The following is a 20146-nucleotide window of genomic DNA, read 5'->3' as shown; positions in this document are numbered from 1 at the left end:
CCGCCGGCCAGCCTCGATCCGCATCAAGCGCCGGCAGAGGCTATTCTACCGCCTCCACCACACCGGCGTTTCTATTTTGTAGACGCCGTATCATCGGCTGGTCGGTCGCCATGACATCGCTCAGGATCGCAATTTTTCCAGGCTGTTACGCCGATTTCCTGGCTCAGCCTGGAAAGGTGCTGGCTCAGGCCTCTGCGGCAGCCGCCAGCCCGCGCGCCAGGTCGGCCTTCAAATCCTCGACATCCTCGAGCCCGATCTGCAGGCGCACCAGCGGCCCGTCATACGGGCCCTTGGCGATGGTGCGGTCGCCCAGGAATACCGGCACGGCAAGGCTCTCATAGCCGCCCCACGAATAGCCGAGGCCGAAAAACTTCAACGCGTCGAGGAAGGCGTGCTGCTGCTTCTGTCCGCCGCCTGCAAGAACGATAGAGAAGATGCCGCTCGATCCGCAAAAATCGCGCTTCCACAAAGCGTGGTCGGGATGGCTGGGCAGCCCCGGATGCAGCACCTGCGCCACGCCCGGCTGGCTCTCCAGCCAGCCGGCGAGAGCAAGCGCGCTCTTTTGATGGCGCTCCAGCCGCACGCCCATCGTGCGCAGGCCGCGCAGCACCTGGTAGACGTCGTCTGGTCCGGCGCAGCAGCCCAGCGTGTTGAAGGTCTCGCAAAGCTGATTCCAGCAGGCTGCATTGGCCGAGACCGTGCCGAGCAGCACGTCGGAATGGCCGGCAGGGTATTTCGTCGCCGCATGGATCGAGATGTCGACGCCGTGATCGAGCGGGCGGAAGTAGAGCGGCGTCGCCCAGGTGTTGTCCATCATGACGATGGCGCCGGCGGCATGTGCTGCCTTGGCGATGGCCGGTATGTCCTGCACCTCGAAAGTGTTGGAAGCCGGCGATTCGGTGAGCACCACCCTGGTGTTGGGCTTGATCAGCGCTGCGATGCCGGCGCCGATGCGCGGTTCGTAATACTCGACCTCGATGCCCAGCCGCTTCAGCATCGTGTCGGCGAAGTTGCGGGTCGGATGATAGACGGAATCGACGATCAACAGATGATCGCCGGCCGACAGGAAGGCGAGCAGCGGCAGCGTCACCGCGGCCAGGCCCGATGGCACCGCGACCGTGCCGGCGGAGCCTTCCAGCGCATCGATCGCGCTGTTCAGCGCATCGGTGGTCGGCGTGCCGCGCGTGCCGTAGGTGTATTTCTGGCTGCGTGAAGCCATCGTCGCCGCGTTGGGATAGAGCACGGTCGAGGCATGCACCACCGGCGGATTGACGAAGCCGAAATAGTCATGCGGGTTGTTGCCGGAATGGGCGAGCCGCGTGTTGATGCCCGTCTCGCTGCCGTCTTTTGCCATTGCTTTTCGTCCCATGGGTAGGTCGTTAGCCATAGTGCGGCGGCATTGGCCGCGCAACCGCACCGCACTCGCCAGGCCAAGGTCTTGAATATGCCAATTCAGCAGTGCGCCGTAGATCCTCTGGGCGGCTGCTAGGTGCGCTTGGCAAGTCACGGTCGGACTTTGCCGGCTTTATTGGCGCGCTGACCAATTTGCGAGCGCGTTTGTCTGCAATTTCAGGCATTTCAGGCGGTGGGTTTTCAAAGTCTTTCGGATTTGGTCATTTCCCTTGACCTCACAGGAATAATCGCCTTCGATGTTGTTCGTGAATGGGAGGCAGCGCGTCGGTTACGATGCGGGATTCCGGTAACGGGCCGGAATACATAGCTGCGTTCACACGGGAAAAAGTCAGGTTCGCCTGGAAAAAACAGAAAAGGGTCTGTGGGTCATGAAACACATTGCAATCGGCATTTTGGGCGCCGCCGCGTTTGGATTGGCGGCTTCGGCGGCCTCGGCGGCCACGCTCGACGATGTCAAGGCGAAGGGCTTCATCCAATGCGGCGTCTCGACCGGTCTGGCCGGCTTCTCGGCGCCGGACGACAAGGGTGAGTGGCAAGGCATCGACGCGGACTTCTGTCGCGCTGTGGCGGCCGCCGTGTTCGGCGATGGCACCAAGGTGAAGTTTACGCCGCTCAGCGCCAAGGAGCGGTTCACCGCTCTGCAGTCGGGCGAGATCGACATCCTGTCGCGCAATACCACCTGGACCATCAATCGCGACACCGCACTCGGCCTGAACTTCGTCGGCACGACTTATTATGACGGCCAGGGCTTCATGATCAACGCCAAGAAGCTTCCGGGCGTGAACTCGGCGCTGCAGCTTTCGGGCGCGGCGGTCTGCGTGCAGAGCGGCACCACGACCGAACTCAACCTTGCCGACTATTTCAAGTCGAACAAGATGGAGTACAACCCGGTCGTCTTCGAAAAGTTGGAAGAGGTCAACGCCGCCTATGACGCCGGCCGCTGCGACGTCTACACCACCGACCAGTCGGGCCTCTATGGCATCCGCCTGACGCTCGGTGCGCCGGCCGACCACGTCGTGTTGCCCGAAATCATCTCCAAGGAACCGCTTGGGCCGGCCGTACGCCAGGGCGACGACCAATGGTACCACATCGTCAAGTGGACCTATTTCGCGTTGCTCGACGCCGAGGAACTGGGCATCACCAAGGCCAATGTCGACGAGATGAAGAACTCGGATAGTCCCGAGATCAAGCGCGTGCTCGGCCAGGAAGCCGACACCAAGATCGGCACCGATCTCGGGGTCTCCAACGATTGGGTCGTCAACATCGTCAAGGCCGTCGGTAATTACGGCGAGATGTTCGAGCGCAATGTCGGCTCGGGCAGCCCGCTGAAGATCGCGCGCGGCATCAACGCGCTGTGGACCAAGGGCGGCCTGCAATACGCTCCGCCGATCCGCTGATCGAAAATGGATCCGGAAGGCAGATCGTCTGCCTTCCGGTCTCTCTTTCCAGGGGACTGTCGAATGGCATCGCAGGAAGTTCTTCGCGAGGAGCCAAGCCGCGGTTCCTTCATCAATGATCCTCGCGTCCGCGGTATATTCTTTCAGGCAGTGGTCCTCGTCCTGCTTGTAGCCGGGGTCTGGTGGGTTACCCACAACGTCCTCGTCAATCTGACGCGCTTGCACATCGCTTCCGGCTTTGGCTTCCTCAAGGGCCGCGCCGGCTTCGATATCAGCGAAAGCGCGATCGCTTATTCGTCGGATTCGACCTATTTCCGAGCCATCCTGGTTGGCTTTATCAACACCGTGATCGTTGCCGTCTTCGGCATCATCACCGCCACCATTATCGGTTTCATCGTCGGCATCGGCCGACTGTCGCGCAACTGGCTGATCAGGAAGATCTGCACTGTCTACGTCGAGGTCTTCCGCAACATCCCGCCGCTGCTGGTCATCTTCTTCTGGTATTCCGGCGTGCTTGCTGTGCTGCCGCCGCCGCGCGAGAGCATCAATTTGCCGTTCGGCTCCTTTCTCAACCAGCGCGGCTTCTATTTTCCGCGCGCTGTCTGGGGCGAAGGCTCCTGGCTGATCCTGGTCGCTCTGCTCCTCGGCATTGCCATGGCCTGGTTCGTCGCCCGCAAGGCGCGACAGCGGCAGATGGCGACGGGTCAGCCGTTCCCGGTGCTCTGGACATCCATAGCGTTGATCGTCGGCCTGCCGCTGCTGGCTTACGCGCTGAGCGGCTTTCCGCTGAGCTTCGAATTCCCGAAACAATCGACCTTCAACCTGGTCGGTGGCTTTCAGGTCAGGCCGGAGTTCCTGTCGCTCTATCTGGCGTTGTCCTGCTATACGGCCGCCTTCATCGCCGAGATCGTGCGCGCCGGCATCAGGGGCGTCAGCACGGGCCAGACCGAGGCGGCCGCGGCACTCGGGCTGCGCTCGGGATCGATCCTCAGGCTTGTCGTCGTGCCGCAGGCGATGCGCATCGTCATTCCGCCGCTGACCAGCCAGTATCTGAACCTGACCAAGAACTCTTCGCTCGCCATCGCCATCGGCTATCCGGACCTGACGGCGACTGCCGGCACTGTCTTGAACCAGACCGGGCAGGCGGTCGAAGGCGTGGTGATCATGATGGCTGTCTATCTCGCGCTCAGCCTGATCACGTCGGCGATCATGAACGTCGTCAATGCCAGGATGGCGCTGGTGGAGAGGTAGGGCCATGCAGGAACACGACATGTCCTGGGTGCGGACGGAGATGACGCTGGCGCAGCCGGCGCCGTCGAGCGAGCGTGGCCTCACCGCCTGGATCCGCAAGAACCTGATTGCCACCACGGGCGACACCATCTTGACCATCGTCGGCATCGCGCTGGTCGCTATGATCCTGCCGCAAATCATCAATTGGGCCTTCATCAACGCCCAGTGGACCGGACCGGACCGCTCGGTCTGCGCCACCGTGGCGCAAGGCGGCATCCAGCCAGATGGCTGGACCGGTGCTTGCTGGGCATTCGTCAACGCCAAGTTCGGCCAGTTCATGTTCGGCACCTATCCTGTCGAGGAGCGTTGGCGGCCGATCGTGGTGGCCATTCTGTTCGTGGCACTGCTGGTGCCTTTGCTCATACCGCGCGTACCGCGCAAAGGGCTGAACGCCATCCTTCTCTTCCTGGCGCTGCCGGTCGTCGCCTTCGTTCTGCTGGTCGGCGGCATGTTCGGCCTGCCGCATGTCGAGACGTCGCGTTGGGGTGGGCTGCTGGTGACGCTCAGCCTGTCCTTCGTCGGCATTGCCGTGTCGCTGCCGATCGGTATCGTGCTGGCGCTCGGCCGGCGCTCGAACATGCCGATCGTCAAGCTGCTGTGCGTGATCTTCATCGAGACGGTACGCGGCATCCCGCTGATTACGGTGCTGTTCTTTGCCAGCGTGATGCTGCCGCTGTTCCTGCCGGCCGGCGTCAGCTTCGACAAGTTCCTGCGCGCGCTGATCGGCGTGTCGCTGTTTGCCGCCGCCTACATGGCCGAAGTGGTGCGCGGCGGCCTGCAGGCGATCCCCAAAGGCCAGTATGAGGGCGCCGACTCGCTCGGCCTCAGCTACTGGCAGAAGATGGGTCTGGTCGTCATGCCGCAGGCGCTGAAGCTGGTCATTCCCGGCATCGTCAACACCTTCATCGGCATGTTCAAGGACACCAGCCTGGTCATCGTCATCTCGATGTTCGACCTGCTCGGCATCGTCAAACAGAACTTCTCCGACGCCAACTGGGCGACGCCGCAGACGGCCAGATCCGGCCTGGTGTTCGCGGCCTTCATCTTCTGGCTGTTCTGCTTCGGCATGTCGCGCTATTCAATGTACACGGAACGCCGTCTCGACACCGGCCACAAACGCTAAAAAGGGGACCTTGTTATGGCCATAGAAAACGCCGTCAGCGCGGAAGAGATCAAGGTCAATGCCGCTAAGATGCACATTTCCACCACCGATGTCGCCATCGACATCATTGCCATGCACAAATGGTACGGCGAATTCCATGTGCTGAAGGACATCAATCTGAAGGTGATGCGCGGCGAGCGCATCGTCATCTGCGGCCCGTCTGGCTCCGGCAAATCGACGATGATCCGCTGCATCAACCGGCTGGAGGAACACCAGAAGGGCAAGATCATAGTCGACGGCAAGGAACTGACCAACGATCTGAAGAAGATCGACGAGGTGCGCCGAGAGGTCGGCATGGTGTTCCAGCACTTCAACCTGTTCCCGCACTTGACCATCCTGGAGAATTGCACGCTGGCGCCGATCTGGGTGCGCAAGATGCCGCGGAAGCAGGCCGAGGAAATCGCCATGCATTTCCTCACGCGCGTCAAGATTCCGGAACAGGCCAACAAATATCCCGGTCAGCTTTCCGGCGGCCAGCAACAGCGCGTGGCGATCGCCCGCTCGCTGTGCATGAACCCGCGCATCATGCTGTTCGACGAGCCGACCTCGGCGCTCGACCCGGAAATGATCAAGGAAGTGCTGGAGACGATGGTCGGGCTGGCCGAGGAGGGCATGACCATGCTCTGCGTCACCCACGAGATGGGCTTTGCGCGCAAAGTCGCCAACCGGGTGATCTTCATGGACCAAGGCCAGATCGTCGAGCAGAACACGCCGGCCGAGTTCTTCGACCACCCGCGCCATGAGCGCACGAAACTGTTCCTGTCGCAGATCTTGCACTGATCCTGTACGGTTCGGGACAAGACCGGCGGACCGGGCTCTCTGTCTTGCTCGGGCCGTATTCGACGAGCGGTGATGCTCGGGAGGATCTGCCCTTTGGTCGATGGCGAACATCGGGAACTATCTTAGCAGCCACAATCCTCCTGCGACGATCACCGCATATCGTGCAGCCTTGCCCAATGCGACAAGCATCACGAATACGCCGAGATGCATGCGGGCCGCGCCTGCCGCGACGGTGAAGGCGTCCCCGACGACCGGCAGCCAGGCGAATAGGAGCAACCACGCGCCAAAGCGGCGAAAGGTCCGGCTCGCCCGCTGGTATCGTTCACGAGTGATAGGAAACCATCGCTTGAATTGCAGCGTATCGATGCCACGCCCCAGCATCCAGTTCACCACCGAGCCGAGCGTGTTGCCGATTGTGGCGATCGCAAAAAGCAGCACCGGATCGCCACGTTCGGCGGCAACCAAGCCGGCGAGCATCACTTCCGACGAGATCGGCAAGATGGTTGCGGCGAGGAATGCGCTGGTGAACAGGGCGCCATAGATTGCCAGTGCAGCCACGTCGAGCGACCGGCTATGCCTGCACGTCGATGACGCCCATCATGCCAAGCTGCTCGTGCTCCAGGATGTGGCAATGATACATCCTCCGCCCGGGGCGATCCTGGCGCAGCAAGAGCCGCACCGTCTCGCCGCGCGCCACGTTGACCGTGTCCTTCCAGGCGAGATGGGCCGGTTTCGAGACCTGCCCACCACGTTCGTGCTCGACCACCTGGAACTGCGTCCCGTGAACATGGAACGGATGGTCCATGTCGGCATTGTTGACGATTTCCCAGAGCTCGACCTGTCCTGTTTTCGACACCACGTCGATGCGGCCCATGTCGAACGCCGCGCCGTTGATCAGGAAGCCCATCTGCATATCCGTCGCGCTCATCGTCATCGTTTCGGTGAACACGAAACGCCGGCTGACGGCAGGGGTGCCAAGTTGTGCAATTGGTCGAAGCTTTTCCGGCAGCGGAGGAAACGCCTCTGCAGGTGTGTCCGAAACATTGACCGTAAGCAATGTCAGGCCTGCATCGGCGGGGCGGCCTGCGCCCATCCAGCCGCGATCGTAGTCGAGCGTGTTCAGGGTGACGGGGCCGCGCTTCTCAAACGAGACGATCAGTTCAAGGCGTTCCGCCGGGCTGAGCAGGACATCCTTGGCTGCCACCGGCGCCTCCAGCAGACCGCCATCGGTGCCGATGATCGTCATGGGTGCGCCGTCGAAGGAGAGCCGCAAAAAGCGAGCGTTAGTCGCGTTGTAGAACCGAAATCGCCGCTTTGTTCCAAACGGGACCGATAGCGCGGGATTTTTCTGTCCGTTGACCAGCACGTGATCGCCGACGCGCCCGTTCATCAAATCGACCATGGTGTTGTCCGGCATGGTGCCGTCGGCGGCAAGGCGAAGGTCTGTGAACACCAGCACAGTGTCGCCATACTCGGCCGGGATCGGGTCCGCCTTCGGCTTGACCACGAACGCGCCGGCAAGTCCGCGATAGACCTGCTCGGCCGTCTTGCCGTGTGGATGCGGATGGTACCAATACGAACCCGCGCTTCCTTCGGGCAGTTCGAAGCTGTAGGTGCGCTCCGTGCCCGTCGCAACGGGGTCCATCGGATTGCCATCCTGGTCAGCCGGAACCGGCATGCCATGCCAATGGATGGTGCTCGTCTCTTCAGGAATTCGGTTCGTGAATGCAATCTCGACACGGTCGCCTTCAGTCACCTCGATCAATGGCCCCGGGCTCATGCCATTGTACCCAAGGATTGGCGTGTCGAGCCCTTCTGCAAAGCGAACCATGGCGGGTTCAGCCGTGAGGTTTGCTCTGAACAGGCGCGGCGCATTGGCTTCATTGGCTAGCAGCGGCAACTCGCGCAACGCCTGGCCCTCAGGCAGCATGGCCGCGCTTTTTGGTGCCGCGCCCATGTCGTGACCCGCGTGACCGCCCATATCCATGCCGGGCATCTCGTCCATCTTCATCTGGGCGATGGCGCGCGGTCTGGCGAGAACCGTGGCAACGCCTGCCGCCAGAAAACTGCGTCGATCCATGTGTTGTCTCCGAGATTAAGGTCACGCGCGTCGGCACGCGGTATAACTCAGGTGGCACGCTCCGTAGCCAGATTGACATTAGCCTCGGTCACGTCATGCCAGCCGGCGACATAGGAGGCGCAGGTCATGCCCTCGGTGCCAATCTGAATCGCGGGAGCGGAAACAGGCTCGTCTGGGATTCGAGGAGTGACGGCAGTCATGGGCTTGCAACTCCAACCGGGCAGTTGCCACACGACATAAAGGTTCCCATCACGGGAAGGTCAAGAGGCAAATTTGCGATGTGCTGCCTCGGCACGGCGGCGATGATTTGAGGTGGCTCAAAAGCCCTTGACCTTCCTGTGATGGGAAGCCTCATAACGACCCCACTAGAGGAGAGCCGCAATGATAAGACTGAAAGTTCCGGAAATGAGCTGCGGGCAGGCGTCAGCAGATCAGTCGGTTACAACGAAAAATTGGCCTGCCTGAACAGCGCACGGCCGACGCGGATCATAAGCGCGCCAGCCGCGTTTGTTGCCATTAGGAGTTGTATAACAAGCCGCGTGGGCGCGTGCGGCGACAGGTCAAGGGTTCATCCTGATGCTCATCCAACCGATCGATTATTTCCTCGTCGTCTGGTTCGCGTTGGCGCTGGCTTCGACGCTTTATGTCGGCTTCGACCAATATCGCAACAATCCCGAGCCGGTGGTGATGAAATGGGGCTTCATCCTGGTTACCCTCTATATGGGTCCGCTCGGCTTGCTGCTCTACGTGCTCGCCGACAAGGAGCCCCGGCCGGGCGAGCATGAACTCTTCACCCGGCCGCTCTGGAAGCAGGGCGTCGGCTCCACCATCCACTGCGTCGCCGGAGATGCCACCGGCATCATTCTTGCCGCCGCCGTCACGGCGGCGCTCGGCCTGCCGATGTGGATCGACCTGATCGTCGAATATCTCGCCGGCTTTGCCTTCGGCCTGTTCATCTTCCAGTCGCTGTTCATGAAATCGATGATGGGCGGCACCTATTGGGAGAACGTGCGCAAGAGCTTCCTGCCCGAATTCATCTCGATGAACTTCATGATGGCCGGCATGGCGCCGGTCATGAGTTTTCTGATGATGGGCCGCGACATGCGCGCGATGGAACCGACGGAGCTTTTGTTCTGGGGTGTAATGTCGATCGGTGTCATCGCCGGCTTTGCGCTTGCCTACCCGGCCAATGTCTGGCTGGTCGCCCGGGGGCTGAAGCATGGGCTGATGACGCAGCGCGCGCAGGCAGCCGGCATCGATGGTCGAGAGCAGCCTGCCACGAGGCAACATGCGCAGATGCAGATGCAGCAGGCCGACGCCAGTGGCCGTCGCGGACAGCGCCACGATATGGCTTCCCACAAAGGCAAAGGCGGCGGCCATCACATGGAGACAGATGCCACGACGCCGCAGGTCGCTGCCCTAGGTGCCGTCTCCCTGCTGGCGCTCGCCATCGGCATGGTCGCGCCGGCGAACTGGCTGAACCTGACGCTGTCGGCACGCGACGTCGGCGGGGTGATCATGCCGCAAGGCATGATCATGGATCGCGACACGCCGGCCGATACGATGCGCGACATGGCAGCAACCGATCCGCGCCTCGTGGCCGCCTCTTATGGCCTGACGGCAAAGGGTGACCAGGACCTGCCGTTTCGGATGGAGAACGGCATCAAGGTGTTCGAGCTCCGGCCTTCGGTGGTCCGCTGGCAGATCCTGCCGGACGTCGCGGTCGACGCCTATGCCTATAATGGCCAGATTCCCGGCCCGCGAATTCACATTCGCCAGGGCGACCGGGTCAGGATCAACGTCACCAACGGCCTGCCTGAGGAAACGACGGTGCATTGGCATGGCTTGATCCTGCCGAACCAGATGGATGGGCCGTCCGAGATCACGCAGGCGCCGATCGAGCCCGGCCAATCCTATTCATACGAATTCACCGCAACCCAGCACGGAACCTATTTCTACCACCCCCATGCCAAGCCGGACCGGACCCAGGCGCTCGGCCTCTACGGTGCGCTGATCATCGATCCCGCCAATCCCGCCGATGAGGTCGCGGCCGACCATGATTACGTCATCGAGCTTCAGGAGTGGCTGGTGCGGGAAGGGCTGACCTACCCGTCGATGCCGATGGAGGGCGGCATGCCGAATTTCTTCACCATCAACGGCAAGGCCTATCCCTCGACCGAGACGATCCCGATGAAGGTCGGCGAGACGCTCAAGGTGCGGTTCATCGGCACCAACAACGGCTTCATCCATCCGATGCATATCCATGGCGGGCCGTTCGAGGTCATTGCCCGCGACGGCGAGACGATCCCTGCCTCGGGTCGTTTCCTTGCCGATACGGTCAATGTCGGGCCGGGTCAGCGCTACGACGTGATCTGGAAGGCGCAGCGTCCGGGCAAATGGCTGATCCATTGCCATATCCCGCATCACACCACGAACAACAATGTCGAGGAGAAGGGCGGCGGCGGGCTGATGGTCGTGATCGATGTGACATGACCGGCGTCGCCTAGGCTCGTTCCAACCGCTGCACCGGCCCGGACGCCATGCAGTGGCTGGGGCCAAATTTTCCCTCAAGCTGAGGTGATCTGCCAGACAGCGACTCCGGCAAGGGCGAGACCGGCGGCGCCCTCGATGGCCCGGGAGATGGTTTCGAACAGCCGTGGCTGGCGCGCGAAAAACTGTACAAGCCGTTCCCGAAACAGGATCGACAACACCGCAACGCAGGACAGCGTCACCGCCACGCCGACCATCATGGTGATGGCAAACAGGACGCCCGCTGCCGGAACACCCCTGGAGATGGCGAAAGTCATCGCGAAAAGCGTCAGCGGGCATGGGATCAGGCCTGCCATGACGCCGACAGCCTCGCCCTCGTGTCTGTGGTGATGGCTGTGGCTCAAAGCGCGCCAGAGCATCGAGACGCCAATGAGGCCGAGCAGCCCGCGACTGATATGCTCCAGAAGCGGAGCGCGGCCGACGCTGCCCAATGCTATTGAGACCAGTGGTAACGAGAGAGCCGCAATCAGAACGGCAATCGTCACATGCGTGAACGACAGCGTGATAGATACGAGCAGGCCGCGCGAGACCTTCGCATCCGAACCGGCAAGATAAGTCGCCAGGACGGCCTTGCTGTGACCCGGCGTCAGCGCATGGGCAGCCCCGAACACGACGCCCATTGGCAGGAAGGCCATGAACGCCAGCCAATTGCCTCCGGCCGAAAGCAGTTTGATCTGCTCGCCGAGCGTCAGGTAGATCGTGCGCTGAAATTCGACGAGGGTCTGGAACATCGGACGAGACTAGCAAAAAATGGGCGAGCGTCAGTGCATTTGGCCGTGGTCATGCGTGTGCTCGTGAGGGCGCGGATGGTCGTTCTCTCCATGTCCGGTTGAAAACCGCACATTCGCCTCGGCCAGGGCTGGCATATGCTGGGACAGTTCGTCCTTCAGCGCTGCCGCGATCTTGTTCGCTTCCGACAGCGGCAGGGTTTCGTTTGCGGCAATTGCGATGTCGGCGTGCAATCTATGACCGACCCAGCGCGCCTTGGCATCGACAATATGCGCGCCCGGAACATGCTCGGCGGCATGTCGGATTTCATCCATCACACCGGGTTCGATTCCATCCAGCATGCGGGTCAGCACCGAGCGGGCCGATTGCCAGACAATACCGAAGATCGCAATCGTGATCAGCAGGCCGACGATCGGGTCGGCCAAGGAAAAGCCGAGCCAGACGCCGATGGCTCCGATGACCACGGCAAGGCTGGTAAGTCCGTCGGTGCGGGCGTGGTAGCCGTCGGCAATCAGTGCCGCGCTGTTGATTTCGCGACCGACGCGGATACGGAACACGGCAACCGCCTCGTTGCCGAGGAAGCCGACAATGCCCGCCGCCGTCAGCCAGCCGAGGTGTGTCACCACTTGTGGATTAATCAGCCTGTCGATGGCTTGGTAGGCGGCGACTACAGCGCTGAACAGGATGATGAGCACGATGATAATGCCGGCCAGATCCTCGACCCGGCCCAAGCCATAGGTGAAGATCCGCGACGGCTTGCGCCGCGCCAGCACGAACGCAATCCATAGCGGGATCGCCGTGGTCGCATCGCCGATGTTATGGATCGTGTCGGCCAGCAATGCCACACTTCCCGACAACGCAACCACGACCATCTGCAATGCCGCGGTGATGGCCAGGATTACGAACGACCATTTGATTGCCCAGATGCCCCGATCGGTGGTGGCAATTGTCGCATCGATGACGCCATGGGTGTGACCGTGCGGACTGTGACCGCCGTGATGATGTGCGGCGTGCGAGCCGAACCCGAGCCAGTCCAGAATGCGGGCTACGATGGCATTCATAGATATTTCGCCAGCTGCTTGAGTTCCGCCAGCGAGTTGCCGCCGGTTTCTACGCTGTCCGTCAGGCAATGCTCGATGTGGTCGTTGATCAGCTCGCGCTTGGCGCTGCTGATCGCTTTTTCGACGGCATGAAGCTGCTGCGCCAGATCAACGCAAGGGCGACGCGCCTCGATCATGGCCAGCACCGCCGCGAGGTGGCCTTGCGCGCGCTTCAGGCGCTTTATGATGGAAGGATGCGAAGCGTGGAGGTGATCTGACATGCCTCAGCATATCCTCCCGGGGAGGATATGCGTCAAGCGCTTTGTCAGTGGCGCAAGTTCCGGAGAGGCTTCACCTTGAGCATTGCTTGTTCTATGCCTTTCCCATGAAGAAGCTTGCCCGCTTTCTTGGCCTGCTGGCCGTTGCAATAGCGCTAGCGGTAGCGCTGGGCACGCTGCTGCCGCGCCCGCTCTGGCCGGCGGCCGTTGCCGATCCGATCGGCGCAAGCCACCGTATCTTGGTGCTGCAAAATCCAATCCACACCGACATCGCCATCCCGGTCGACGACGATGTGCGCCGGCGCTTCCATTTCCCGGTCGATGCCGGCATTACAGCCGACATGGTGGAGGTCCGCTACGTCGTCTTCGGCTGGGGCGGCCGCGCCTTCTATCTGGAGACGCCGACCTGGTCGGCGCTGAAGGCGGTGCCGGTGATGAAGGCGCTGACCGTCGATGCCTCGGTGATGCATGTCGACATTTCCGGCGAAATCGCCGAGCCGCATCCCGACGTCGCCGGCTTCGACATCGGCGACGAACGCTTTACCGCGCTGCTCGATTACATTGCGGCAAGCTTCCAGCAGGGGCCGAACGGGGCCATTCCGATCGAGAATGCGGCCTATTCCCGCTTCGACCGGTTCTTCGAAGCCAATGGCCATTTCAATGCGCTGATCGGCTGCAACACCTGGACGGCGGCGGCACTGCGCACGGCCGGCCTGCGCACCGGCTGGTGGAACCCGCTGCCAGCCTCGCTCGGCCTGTCGATGCGGCTTTACAATTAGCTATTTAGGCTCATCAATCGGTTCTGCGGTCCGGCCGATCCGCTTGAAATATGGATTTCGGACAGCGCTCTGCCAGAATTCTTCGGTCAATTCAGGGATGTCGTTCGTATCGACATCATCCGTCGAACGTGCTTTCAGCGCTGCGATTTCCGCTTTCTGGACATCTGTCAGCGGAGGCGAATTTGTTGGGTCAAATGCGTATCGGATGACCTTGGCCATAGCTCGTTCTTACTAGGCGGGGGTATTGCTGTCGAATGCTAACCTCTCATTCCTTCGCGCCCCCTCTGTCCTGCCGGACATCTCCCCCACGAGGGGGGAGATTAGCGGCTTCGGTGCCTTGCTAGGTCATGCAACCTTGAAGATTGGCGAAAGGCAATATGTGGTGGCCAATCTCCCCCCAAGTGGGGGAGATGTCCGGCAGGACAGAGAGGGGCGCTGTCCCGCCAGCCTGTCGTGCGTATCATCGCGCGCCATCGTCCAACGCCCGCCAGCCATAGAGCCAGTCGAGATCGGCGGCGAGTTTTTCGGGTGAGCGCATCGCCAGGAACAGGTTGCGGGCCATCGCCACCGGCCCGGCCGCGTGCCAGGCGAGGCGGTTGACGGCGCCGCGGCGGGCGACCTGGGCGACGCGCGGCCGCCGCGCCTGTTCCCAGGCGGCAAGCGCCCCCTCAAGATCGGCTGGCGAAGCGGCAACGAAGCCGGCAAGCGTCGCCGCGTCCTCGATCGCCATCGCCGCGCCCTGTGCGGCAAAGGGCGTCATCGCATGCGCCGCATCGCCGATCAGCGCGATGCCTTCCGGCGTCGTCCACCGCCGCTGCTCGACGGTGTGGATCGGCCATGCCGTCCACGGCGCGGCCTCGCTCACCAGACGGACCAGCGCCGGCGCGGTATCGCGCATGGCGCTTGAGAGGCTGGCGGGGTCGGCATGCCCCGACCAGCCCTCGGCGATGCGCTCGCCCCTGGTGAAGGCCGCGAGGTTGAAGACAGTGCCACGGCTCACCGGATAGGCGACCATATGGAAGCCGGGATAGAGGAATGCAGTAACGCAATCGGGCGCACCGATCGCTGCAAAGGTTTGTCCGGCAGGGCTGTCGGCACCGACGGTGGCGCGCCACGCCAGCTCACCTGAAAACCGGCTACTACCGAATTCGGCCGCGTTGCGGGCAAGCGTTTCTCGCACCGACGACCAGACGCCATCCGCGCCGATCAGCAACGATGCTTCCGTTTCGATGGCCGTGCCGGCAACCTCTATCGTTGCGGCGATGCCATTGGGTTTGACGGCGGCACTGACGACGAGAACGCCGGTGACAAGTTCGATGCCGGGCCGCTCGGCTATCCGCTCCATCAGCGCTGACTGCAGATCCGCGCGGTGGGCGACGAGATAGGGCGCTCCCCAGCGCGTTTCGGCTGCCTGGCCAAGCGGTACGCGCGCCAGCTCGCGCAGCGTGGGGGCATCCTTGAGTACGACCGCCTCCGGCCGCACCGCCGTCGGCAACAGCCGATCGAGTACGCCTAATTGTCGAAGAATGCGTGTCGCATTGGGCGAAAGCTGGATGCCGGCGCCGGCAGCCTCGAGGTGCTGCGCCTGTTCGAACAGTTTTATCCGATAGCCGCGGTCGGCGAAGGCCAGTGCCGCGGTCAGCCCGGCGACGCCCGCCCCGGCGATGACGACCTGCCGGGACTGCGTTTCCTGCATCAGGCTTGTCGCGGAAGAATCAGGCGGCCTGGTCGATATAGAGGCAGCCCGGCGGCTGCGTTTCCAATGCCTTCAGCTTCGGCGAATAGCGATAGAGCGTCGAGCAATAGGGGCAGACTTTTTCATTGTCGTCGCCCATGTCGAGAAATACATGCGGGTGATCGAAAGGCGGATTGGCGCCGGTGCACATGAATTCCTTGACGCCGATGTCGATTGCCGGATAGCCCGCATCGTTCTGGAAATGGGGAATGGAACCGCCTGCCATCGTCGTCTCCTGATCTTGTCGGTTGCATCTGGATCATAACCCGTCTCTTTGCAAGATCGATGAAATGAAACTGTCGCAAAAGCCTGTCAGAGGATAAGTTAAGCCGGTTAACACCGTAATCCGCGGACAGGTGTGAGAAGAGCAGGAACTATGAACGAACTGAAGCCGGTCCAGAACGAATTCATCACCATCGAGGCGGCGAGCCGCGAAGGCGGCAATCCTGACCGCTTCGTCAACCGCGAGTTTTCCTGGCTGCAATTCAACCGGCGCGTGCTCGAGGAATCGCTGAACGCCAATCATCCGCTGCTCGAGCGGGTTCGCTTCCTGTCGATATCGGCCGCCAATCTCGACGAGTTCTTCATGGTCCGCGTCGCCGGTCTTGCCGGCCAGGTGCGCGAGGGCATCGTGCTGAAGAGCCCGGACGGCCGCACACCCGAGCAGCAACTCGAACAATTGCTGCGCGAGGTCGAGCGCCTGCAGGAGGACCAGCAGAACAGCCTTTCGGCGCTGATGCTGCAGCTCAACAAGGAAGGCATCGAGAGCATCACCCGCGATGCCCTGACCAAGGACGAGAAGACCTGGCTCGAGGACCATTTCCAGGAGCAGGTGTTTCCGGTCCTGACGCCGCTGTCGATCGACCCGGCGCATCCGTTTCCGTTCATTCCCAATCTCGGTTTCTCGATGGCGCTGCAATTGCGCCACCGCAAGAACGGCGAGGAAATGAGCGCGCTTTTGCGCCTGCCGGTGGCGCTGAGGCGCTTCATCCGCTTGCCGGATCGCAAGCATCACGTCCGCTTCGTTCCGCTCGAAGAGGCGGTCAGCCTCTACATCGGCAAGCTGTTCCCCGGTTATGAGGTCAAGGGCTCCGGCACGTTCCGCATTATCCGCGACAGCGATATCGAGGTCGAGGAAGAATCCGAGGATCTGGTGCGGCTGTTCGAGACGGCGCTGAAGCGGCGACGCCGCGGCTCGGTCATCCGCATCGAGTTCGACAGGCTGATGCCGGCCGAATTGCGCGATTTCGTCGCCGGCGAGCTCGGCGTCTCGGCCAGCCGCATCAGCGTGCTTACCGGCCCGCTGGCGCTTAGCCAGATCTCGGAGATCGTCGCCGTCGCCCGCGACGATCTGAAGTTCACGCCCTACAATCCGCGCTTCCCCGAGCGCATCCGTGAGCACGGCGGCGATTGCTTTGCCGCCATCCGCGAGAAGGACATCATCGTCCACCACCCTTACGAATCCTTCGACGTGGTGGTGCAGTTCCTGCGCCAGGCGATGGCCGATCCGGAAGTGGTGGCGATCAAGCAGACGCTCTATCGCACCTCCAACGACAGCCCGATCGTGCGGGCTTTGGTCGATGCGGCGGAAGCCGGCAAGTCGGTGACGGCGCTGGTCGAGCTCAAGGCGCGTTTCGACGAGGAGGCCAACATCCGCTGGGCCCGCGACCTCGAGCGCGCCGGCGTCCAGGTTGTCTTCGGCTTCCTCGAGCTGAAGACCCACGCAAAGATGTCGCTGGTCGTGCGGCGCGAGGACGGCAGGCTACGCAATTACGTGCATCTCGGCACCGGCAACTACCACCCGGTCACCGCCCGCATCTACACCGACCTGTCCTTCTTCACCACCGACCCGACGATCGCGCGCGATGTTGCGCAATTGTTCAACTTCATCACCGGCTATGCCGAACCGGCCGAGCAGATGCGGCTGGCCATATCGCCGTTCACGCTGCGCAACCGCATTCTCAAGCACATTTCGGACGAGATCGGCCACGCGCTGGACGGCAGGCCGGCTCGCATCTGGATGAAGATGAATGCGCTGGTCGATCCGATCATCATCGATGCGCTTTATGACGCCAGCCGCGCCGGCGTCGAGATCGATCTCGTCGTGCGCGGCATCTGCTGCCTGAGGCCGCAGGTGCCCGGCCTGTCGGAGAACATAAGGGTGAAGTCGATCGTCGGCCGTTTCCTCGAGCACAGCCGCATCTATTGCTTCGGCAACGGCCACGGCCTGCCATCGGACGGGGCGATCGTCTACATCTCCTCGGCCGATCTAATGCCACGCAATCTCGACCGCCGCGTCGAGACCATGGTGCCGATCACCAATCCAACTGTGCATGAACAGGTGCTCGGCCAGATCATGCTCGGCAACATCATGGACAACCAGCAAAGTTTCGACGTATTGGCTGATGGAACCTCCCGGCGCGTCGTGCTGGAAGAGGGCGAGGAACCGTTCAACGCGCAGGAATATTTCATGACCAATCCGAGCCTGTCCGGACGGGGCGATGCGTTGAAGTCGCATGCCCCCAAGCGCATCGCGCAGTTCAAGCGCCGCAAGAAACAGAACGCAGCGACGGGCTGATGATTTCAGCGTCCCAGGGCCGGCTGCAGGACCGCCGACCGCTGTCCATCATCGATATCGGGTCGAACTCGATCCGTCTTGTCATCTATGAGGGGTTGGCGCGCTCGCCGACCTTGCTTTTCAACGAAAAGATGCTGGCCGGCCTCGGCCGCGGCATCGTTTCGACCGGAAAGCTCGATCCCGAGGCGGTGACGCGCTCGATGGAAGAGTTCCGCCGCTTCCACGCGCTTTCCGACCAGGCCGGCGCCGAGCGCATGTATGTGCTGGCGACCGCCGCCGCTCGCGAGGCCGTCAACGGCCCCGACTTCATCCACCGCGCCGAGGACGTGCTCAAGACCGAGATCCAGGTGCTGAGCGGCCGCGAGGAAGCCCATTATTCGGCACTCGGCGTCATCTCCGGTTTCCACCCGGCCAACGGCATTGCCGGCGACCTTGGCGGCGGCAGCCTCGAACTGATCGACATCGATGGTGAGACGATCGGTGACGGCATCACGCTGCCGTTGGGCGGCTTGCGCCTGCAGGACATGGCGAAGAACTCGCTGACCCAGGCGGCTAGGATCACGCGCGAGCAACTGGCGCGGGCGAAGCTGCTGAAGGGCGGGCAGGGCAGGGCCTTCTACACGGTCGGCGGCACCTGGCGAAACCTCGCCCGGCTGCACATGGAAATGACCAACTACCCGCTCGGCGTCATGCACCATTACGAGATCGGCATCGAAAGCGCCGCAAACTTCCTTCGGCAGGTCGCCAAGGCCGAGATCGATAAGATCAAAGGCATCGAGGGCGTCTCCAAGAACCGCCGCTCGCTGCTGCCCTACGGCGCCATCGTGCTGCAGGAGATCATGGCGGCGATGCAGCCCTCGAAGATCATCGTCTCGGCGCTGGGCGTGCGCGAGGGCTTTCTCTATTCGCTGCTCGACAAGGCCGAGCAGAAAGCCGATCCGCTGATCTCGGCGGCGGAAGAGCTTGCCCGCCTGCGCTCGCGCTCGGTCGACCACGCGCATGAGCTTGTCGAATGGACCGGGAAGGCGTTCGCCGCCTTCGGCATCGACGAAACCAGGGATGAAGCGCGCTACCGCCACGCCGCCTGCCTGCTCGCCGATATCGGCTGGCGTGCCCATCCCGAATATCGCGGCAAGCAATCGCTCAACATCATCGCCCACGCCTCGTTCATTGGCGTCGACCATCCCGGCCGCGCCTTCCTGGCGCTTGTCAGCCTGTTTCGCCACGAGGGGGTGTTCAATGAAGCCGCTCCGGAAATCCGTGGGCTGGCGACACCGCGCTATCTCGAACGCGCCCGCGTGCTGGCGGCACTGCTGCGCGTCGTCTATTTGCTGACCGCGGCAATGCCGGGCGTCATGCCACGGCTGAAATGGGAAAACCGCGGCAATGGCGTGCTGGCGCTGGTGCTGCCGGCAGCGCTGGCCGATCTTTACGGCGAGCGGCCGGCCGGCCGGCTGGCACAGCTGGCAAGGGTCACCAACCGCAGGCTGGTGCTGGCAGTCGAGGGCGGGCCGAGCATGACGGTGAAGTAGGCTGTCTCAGCCAAGTAATCTTAGCTCCGCCTCAAGGCAATCGCTTCAGGTTGGCGCTGCCTCTCATTGCCTTGCCGGGCATTTCTCCCCGTATAGCGACGGGGAGAAAGATCCCTTCGCAACAGATTTCGCTTACTCCTAGCGTTGCAGAAAGGGTGCCGGGGTCGCGGCCAGCTTCCTTCTCCCCGTCACTATACGGGGAGAAGATGCCGGCAGGCAGATGAGGGGCGGCGCCGACTTCTGCAGGTGGACGAGTCGAGCGCTAGCTTTTGGGTGAAGCAATTGCTCTGGGCATCCGCCCGTCAGCCGACCATGCGCCGGCGCCAGCCATTGCCAGCGCGAGGAAACCGCCTGATATGGCGATGTCCTTCATCAGCATCTGCGAATGCATGAAGGTCAGCGTCGGATCGTCGCCGCCCTGACCATAATGGCCGATGAAGCCCGCCGCGATGCAGAAGGCAGCGAGCAGCAGTGCCACGATAGGTGTCTTGAAGCCGACGAGGATGAGCAGTCCGGCGATCAGCTCGAACAGGCCTGTCGCCCAAGCCACCAGCGTCGGCAGCGGCAGGCCGAGGCCGGCGAAATAGCCCGATGTGCCGGCGATGTCGGCAAGCGCATGGAAGCCGGACGGCACGAACAGCGCGGCGAGCAGCAGCCGGGAAAGCAAGAGCAGCGCATTGCGAGGCATGGTCTCCTCCGATATCGGCGGCCGATCCTAGCAGAGTTCCAGCCAGCAGATATAAACCGACAACGAAAAAGGGGCGCGGAAAATTCCGCGCCCCTTTGTTCAGGAAATGCTGGGC

Annotated in this window: 19 protein-coding genes; 8 read left to right on the top strand and 11 right to left on the bottom strand. The window is 62.4% G+C overall.

All coding sequences use genetic code 11. The features are described from left to right. Nucleotides 1-184: 184 nt before the first annotated feature. Nucleotides 185-1354, bottom strand: coding sequence for a cystathionine beta-lyase (locus NKH13_RS06260; protein WP_352911348.1), 1170 nt, complete (start codon nt 1352-1354; stop codon nt 185-187). A gap of 427 nt (nt 1355-1781) precedes the next feature. Here NKH13_RS06260 and NKH13_RS06255 point away from each other — a divergent pair, with 427 nt between their 5' ends. The 4 genes from NKH13_RS06255 to NKH13_RS06240 all read left to right on the top strand — a co-directional run bounded on the left by NKH13_RS06255 (nt 1782) and on the right by NKH13_RS06240 (nt 6042). Beyond that, nucleotides 1782-2810, top strand: a complete 1029-nt coding sequence (locus tag NKH13_RS06255) for an amino acid ABC transporter substrate-binding protein (protein WP_352911345.1) — start codon at nt 1782-1784, stop codon at nt 2808-2810. 63 nt (nt 2811-2873) lie between these two features. Beyond that, nucleotides 2874-4061 carry an amino acid ABC transporter permease gene (locus tag NKH13_RS06250; protein WP_352911342.1) on the top strand — a complete coding sequence of 396 codons (1188 nt, stop codon included), beginning with the start codon at nt 2874-2876 and terminating at the stop codon, nt 4059-4061. A 4-nt stretch (nt 4062-4065) separates the two neighbouring features. After that, nucleotides 4066-5223, top strand: coding sequence for an amino acid ABC transporter permease (locus NKH13_RS06245; protein ID WP_352911339.1), 1158 nt, complete (start codon nt 4066-4068; stop codon nt 5221-5223). A 69-nt stretch (nt 5224-5292) separates the two neighbouring features. Beyond that, the gene (locus NKH13_RS06240; RefSeq protein WP_031194215.1) at nt 5293-6042 is read left to right on the top strand and encodes an amino acid ABC transporter ATP-binding protein; all 750 of its coding nucleotides are present in this window, start codon (nt 5293-5295) and stop codon (nt 6040-6042) included. Nucleotides 6043-6159: 117 nt separating this feature from the next. On the opposite strand, the gene NKH13_RS06235 is transcribed toward NKH13_RS06240, so the two are convergent. Genes NKH13_RS06235 through NKH13_RS06225 form a run of 3 tightly spaced genes read right to left on the bottom strand, consistent with a single transcriptional unit; the run spans nt 6160 to nt 8322 of the window. Continuing rightward, the gene (locus NKH13_RS06235; RefSeq protein WP_352911336.1) at nt 6160-6600 is read right to left on the bottom strand and encodes a YqaA family protein; all 441 of its coding nucleotides are present in this window, start codon (nt 6598-6600) and stop codon (nt 6160-6162) included. 13 nt (nt 6601-6613) lie between these two features. Continuing rightward, complete coding sequence (locus tag NKH13_RS06230; protein WP_352911334.1) at nt 6614-8122, bottom strand: multicopper oxidase family protein; 1509 nt, start codon at nt 8120-8122, stop codon at nt 6614-6616. A 47-nt stretch (nt 8123-8169) separates the two neighbouring features. Then, nucleotides 8170-8322, bottom strand: coding sequence for a hypothetical protein (locus NKH13_RS06225; RefSeq protein WP_352911333.1), 153 nt, complete (start codon nt 8320-8322; stop codon nt 8170-8172). Nucleotides 8323-8698: 376 nt separating this feature from the next. On the opposite strand from NKH13_RS06225, the gene NKH13_RS06220 reads away from it, so the two are divergent. Beyond that, the gene (locus NKH13_RS06220; RefSeq protein WP_352911331.1) at nt 8699-10615 is read left to right on the top strand and encodes a multicopper oxidase domain-containing protein; all 1917 of its coding nucleotides are present in this window, start codon (nt 8699-8701) and stop codon (nt 10613-10615) included. 74 nt (nt 10616-10689) lie between these two features. Here NKH13_RS06220 and NKH13_RS06215 read toward each other — a convergent pair whose 3' ends face one another. From NKH13_RS06215 to NKH13_RS06205, 3 genes are read right to left on the bottom strand one after another with little or no spacing between them, the layout of a single operon-like run. Then, nucleotides 10690-11403, bottom strand: a complete 714-nt coding sequence (locus tag NKH13_RS06215; protein WP_352911329.1) for a HoxN/HupN/NixA family nickel/cobalt transporter — start codon at nt 11401-11403, stop codon at nt 10690-10692. 30 nt (nt 11404-11433) lie between these two features. Continuing rightward, on the bottom strand, nt 11434-12462 hold the full coding sequence (locus NKH13_RS06210; protein ID WP_502908324.1) for a cation diffusion facilitator family transporter: 1029 nt from the start codon (nt 12460-12462) through the stop codon (nt 11434-11436). Continuing rightward, nucleotides 12459-12722, bottom strand: coding sequence for a metal-sensing transcriptional repressor (locus tag NKH13_RS06205; RefSeq protein WP_352911326.1), 264 nt, complete (start codon nt 12720-12722; stop codon nt 12459-12461). The genes NKH13_RS06210 and NKH13_RS06205 overlap by 4 nt, the downstream gene beginning before the upstream one ends. A gap of 104 nt (nt 12723-12826) precedes the next feature. Here NKH13_RS06205 and NKH13_RS06200 point away from each other — a divergent pair, with 104 nt between their 5' ends. Continuing rightward, on the top strand, nt 12827-13498 hold the full coding sequence (locus NKH13_RS06200) for a TIGR02117 family protein (protein WP_352911323.1): 672 nt from the start codon (nt 12827-12829) through the stop codon (nt 13496-13498). On the opposite strand, the gene NKH13_RS06195 is transcribed toward NKH13_RS06200, so the two are convergent. From NKH13_RS06195 to NKH13_RS06185, 3 genes are all read right to left on the bottom strand, one after another. Continuing rightward, nucleotides 13499-13717 carry a hypothetical protein gene (locus NKH13_RS06195; RefSeq protein WP_352911320.1) on the bottom strand — a complete coding sequence of 73 codons (219 nt, stop codon included), beginning with the start codon at nt 13715-13717 and terminating at the stop codon, nt 13499-13501. Between the two features lie 241 nt (nt 13718-13958). Further along, nucleotides 13959-15194 carry an FAD-dependent monooxygenase gene (locus NKH13_RS06190; protein ID WP_352911317.1) on the bottom strand — a complete coding sequence of 412 codons (1236 nt, stop codon included), beginning with the start codon at nt 15192-15194 and terminating at the stop codon, nt 13959-13961. 19 nt (nt 15195-15213) lie between these two features. Beyond that, a complete protein-coding gene (locus NKH13_RS06185; protein ID WP_254820632.1) occupies nt 15214-15459 on the bottom strand; it encodes a zinc-finger domain-containing protein in 246 nt (81 codons plus the stop codon). Between the two features lie 150 nt (nt 15460-15609). On the opposite strand from NKH13_RS06185, the gene NKH13_RS06180 reads away from it, so the two are divergent. Both NKH13_RS06180 and ppx read left to right on the top strand, forming a co-directional pair. Then, nucleotides 15610-17811, top strand: a complete 2202-nt coding sequence (locus NKH13_RS06180; RefSeq protein ID WP_352911314.1) for an RNA degradosome polyphosphate kinase — start codon at nt 15610-15612, stop codon at nt 17809-17811. Next, entirely contained in the window at nt 17811-19343 is a 1533-nt protein-coding gene (gene ppx / locus NKH13_RS06175) for an exopolyphosphatase (protein ID WP_352911312.1), read from the top strand. Before NKH13_RS06180 ends, ppx begins: the two co-directional genes overlap by 1 nt. 262 nt (nt 19344-19605) lie before the next feature. On the opposite strand, the gene NKH13_RS06170 is transcribed toward ppx, so the two are convergent. Next, the gene (locus tag NKH13_RS06170) at nt 19606-20031 is read right to left on the bottom strand and encodes a DoxX family protein (protein WP_352911309.1); all 426 of its coding nucleotides are present in this window, start codon (nt 20029-20031) and stop codon (nt 19606-19608) included. Nucleotides 20032-20146: the final 115 nt, after the last annotated feature.

The sequence above is a fragment of the Mesorhizobium sp. M1348 genome, from assembly GCF_040317925.1.
Lineage (GTDB): Bacteria > Pseudomonadota > Alphaproteobacteria > Rhizobiales > Rhizobiaceae > Mesorhizobium.
The sequence above is the reverse complement of the archived record's forward strand: the minus strand, read 5'-3'. Positions and strand labels throughout refer to the sequence as shown.

Excerpts from the sequence above, each read along its gene's own strand:
- NKH13_RS06260 (WP_352911348.1), bottom strand. The coding sequence starts at position 1,354 with ATGGCAAAAGACGGCAGCGAGACGGGCATCAACACGCGGCTCGCCCAT.
- NKH13_RS06255 (WP_352911345.1), top strand. The coding sequence starts at position 1,782 with ATGAAACACATTGCAATCGGCATTTTGGGCGCCGCCGCGTTTGGATTG.
- NKH13_RS06250 (WP_352911342.1), top strand. The coding sequence starts at position 2,874 with ATGGCATCGCAGGAAGTTCTTCGCGAGGAGCCAAGCCGCGGTTCCTTC.
- NKH13_RS06245 (WP_352911339.1), top strand. The coding sequence starts at position 4,066 with ATGCAGGAACACGACATGTCCTGGGTGCGGACGGAGATGACGCTGGCG.
- NKH13_RS06240 (WP_031194215.1), top strand. The coding sequence starts at position 5,293 with ATGCACATTTCCACCACCGATGTCGCCATCGACATCATTGCCATGCAC.
- NKH13_RS06230 (WP_352911334.1), bottom strand. The coding sequence starts at position 8,122 with ATGGATCGACGCAGTTTTCTGGCGGCAGGCGTTGCCACGGTTCTCGCC.
- NKH13_RS06225 (WP_352911333.1), bottom strand. The coding sequence starts at position 8,322 with ATGACTGCCGTCACTCCTCGAATCCCAGACGAGCCTGTTTCCGCTCCC.
- NKH13_RS06220 (WP_352911331.1), top strand. The coding sequence starts at position 8,699 with ATGCTCATCCAACCGATCGATTATTTCCTCGTCGTCTGGTTCGCGTTG.
- NKH13_RS06215 (WP_352911329.1), bottom strand. The coding sequence starts at position 11,403 with ATGTTCCAGACCCTCGTCGAATTTCAGCGCACGATCTACCTGACGCTC.
- NKH13_RS06210 (WP_502908324.1), bottom strand. The coding sequence starts at position 12,462 with ATGAATGCCATCGTAGCCCGCATTCTGGACTGGCTCGGGTTCGGCTCG.
- NKH13_RS06205 (WP_352911326.1), bottom strand. The coding sequence starts at position 12,722 with ATGTCAGATCACCTCCACGCTTCGCATCCTTCCATCATAAAGCGCCTG.
- NKH13_RS06200 (WP_352911323.1), top strand. The coding sequence starts at position 12,827 with ATGAAGAAGCTTGCCCGCTTTCTTGGCCTGCTGGCCGTTGCAATAGCG.
- NKH13_RS06195 (WP_352911320.1), bottom strand. The coding sequence starts at position 13,717 with ATGGCCAAGGTCATCCGATACGCATTTGACCCAACAAATTCGCCTCCG.
- NKH13_RS06190 (WP_352911317.1), bottom strand. The coding sequence starts at position 15,194 with ATGCAGGAAACGCAGTCCCGGCAGGTCGTCATCGCCGGGGCGGGCGTC.
- NKH13_RS06185 (WP_254820632.1), bottom strand. The coding sequence starts at position 15,459 with ATGGCAGGCGGTTCCATTCCCCATTTCCAGAACGATGCGGGCTATCCG.
- NKH13_RS06180 (WP_352911314.1), top strand. The coding sequence starts at position 15,610 with ATGAACGAACTGAAGCCGGTCCAGAACGAATTCATCACCATCGAGGCG.
- ppx (WP_352911312.1), top strand. The coding sequence starts at position 17,811 with ATGATTTCAGCGTCCCAGGGCCGGCTGCAGGACCGCCGACCGCTGTCC.
- NKH13_RS06170 (WP_352911309.1), bottom strand. The coding sequence starts at position 20,031 with ATGCCTCGCAATGCGCTGCTCTTGCTTTCCCGGCTGCTGCTCGCCGCG.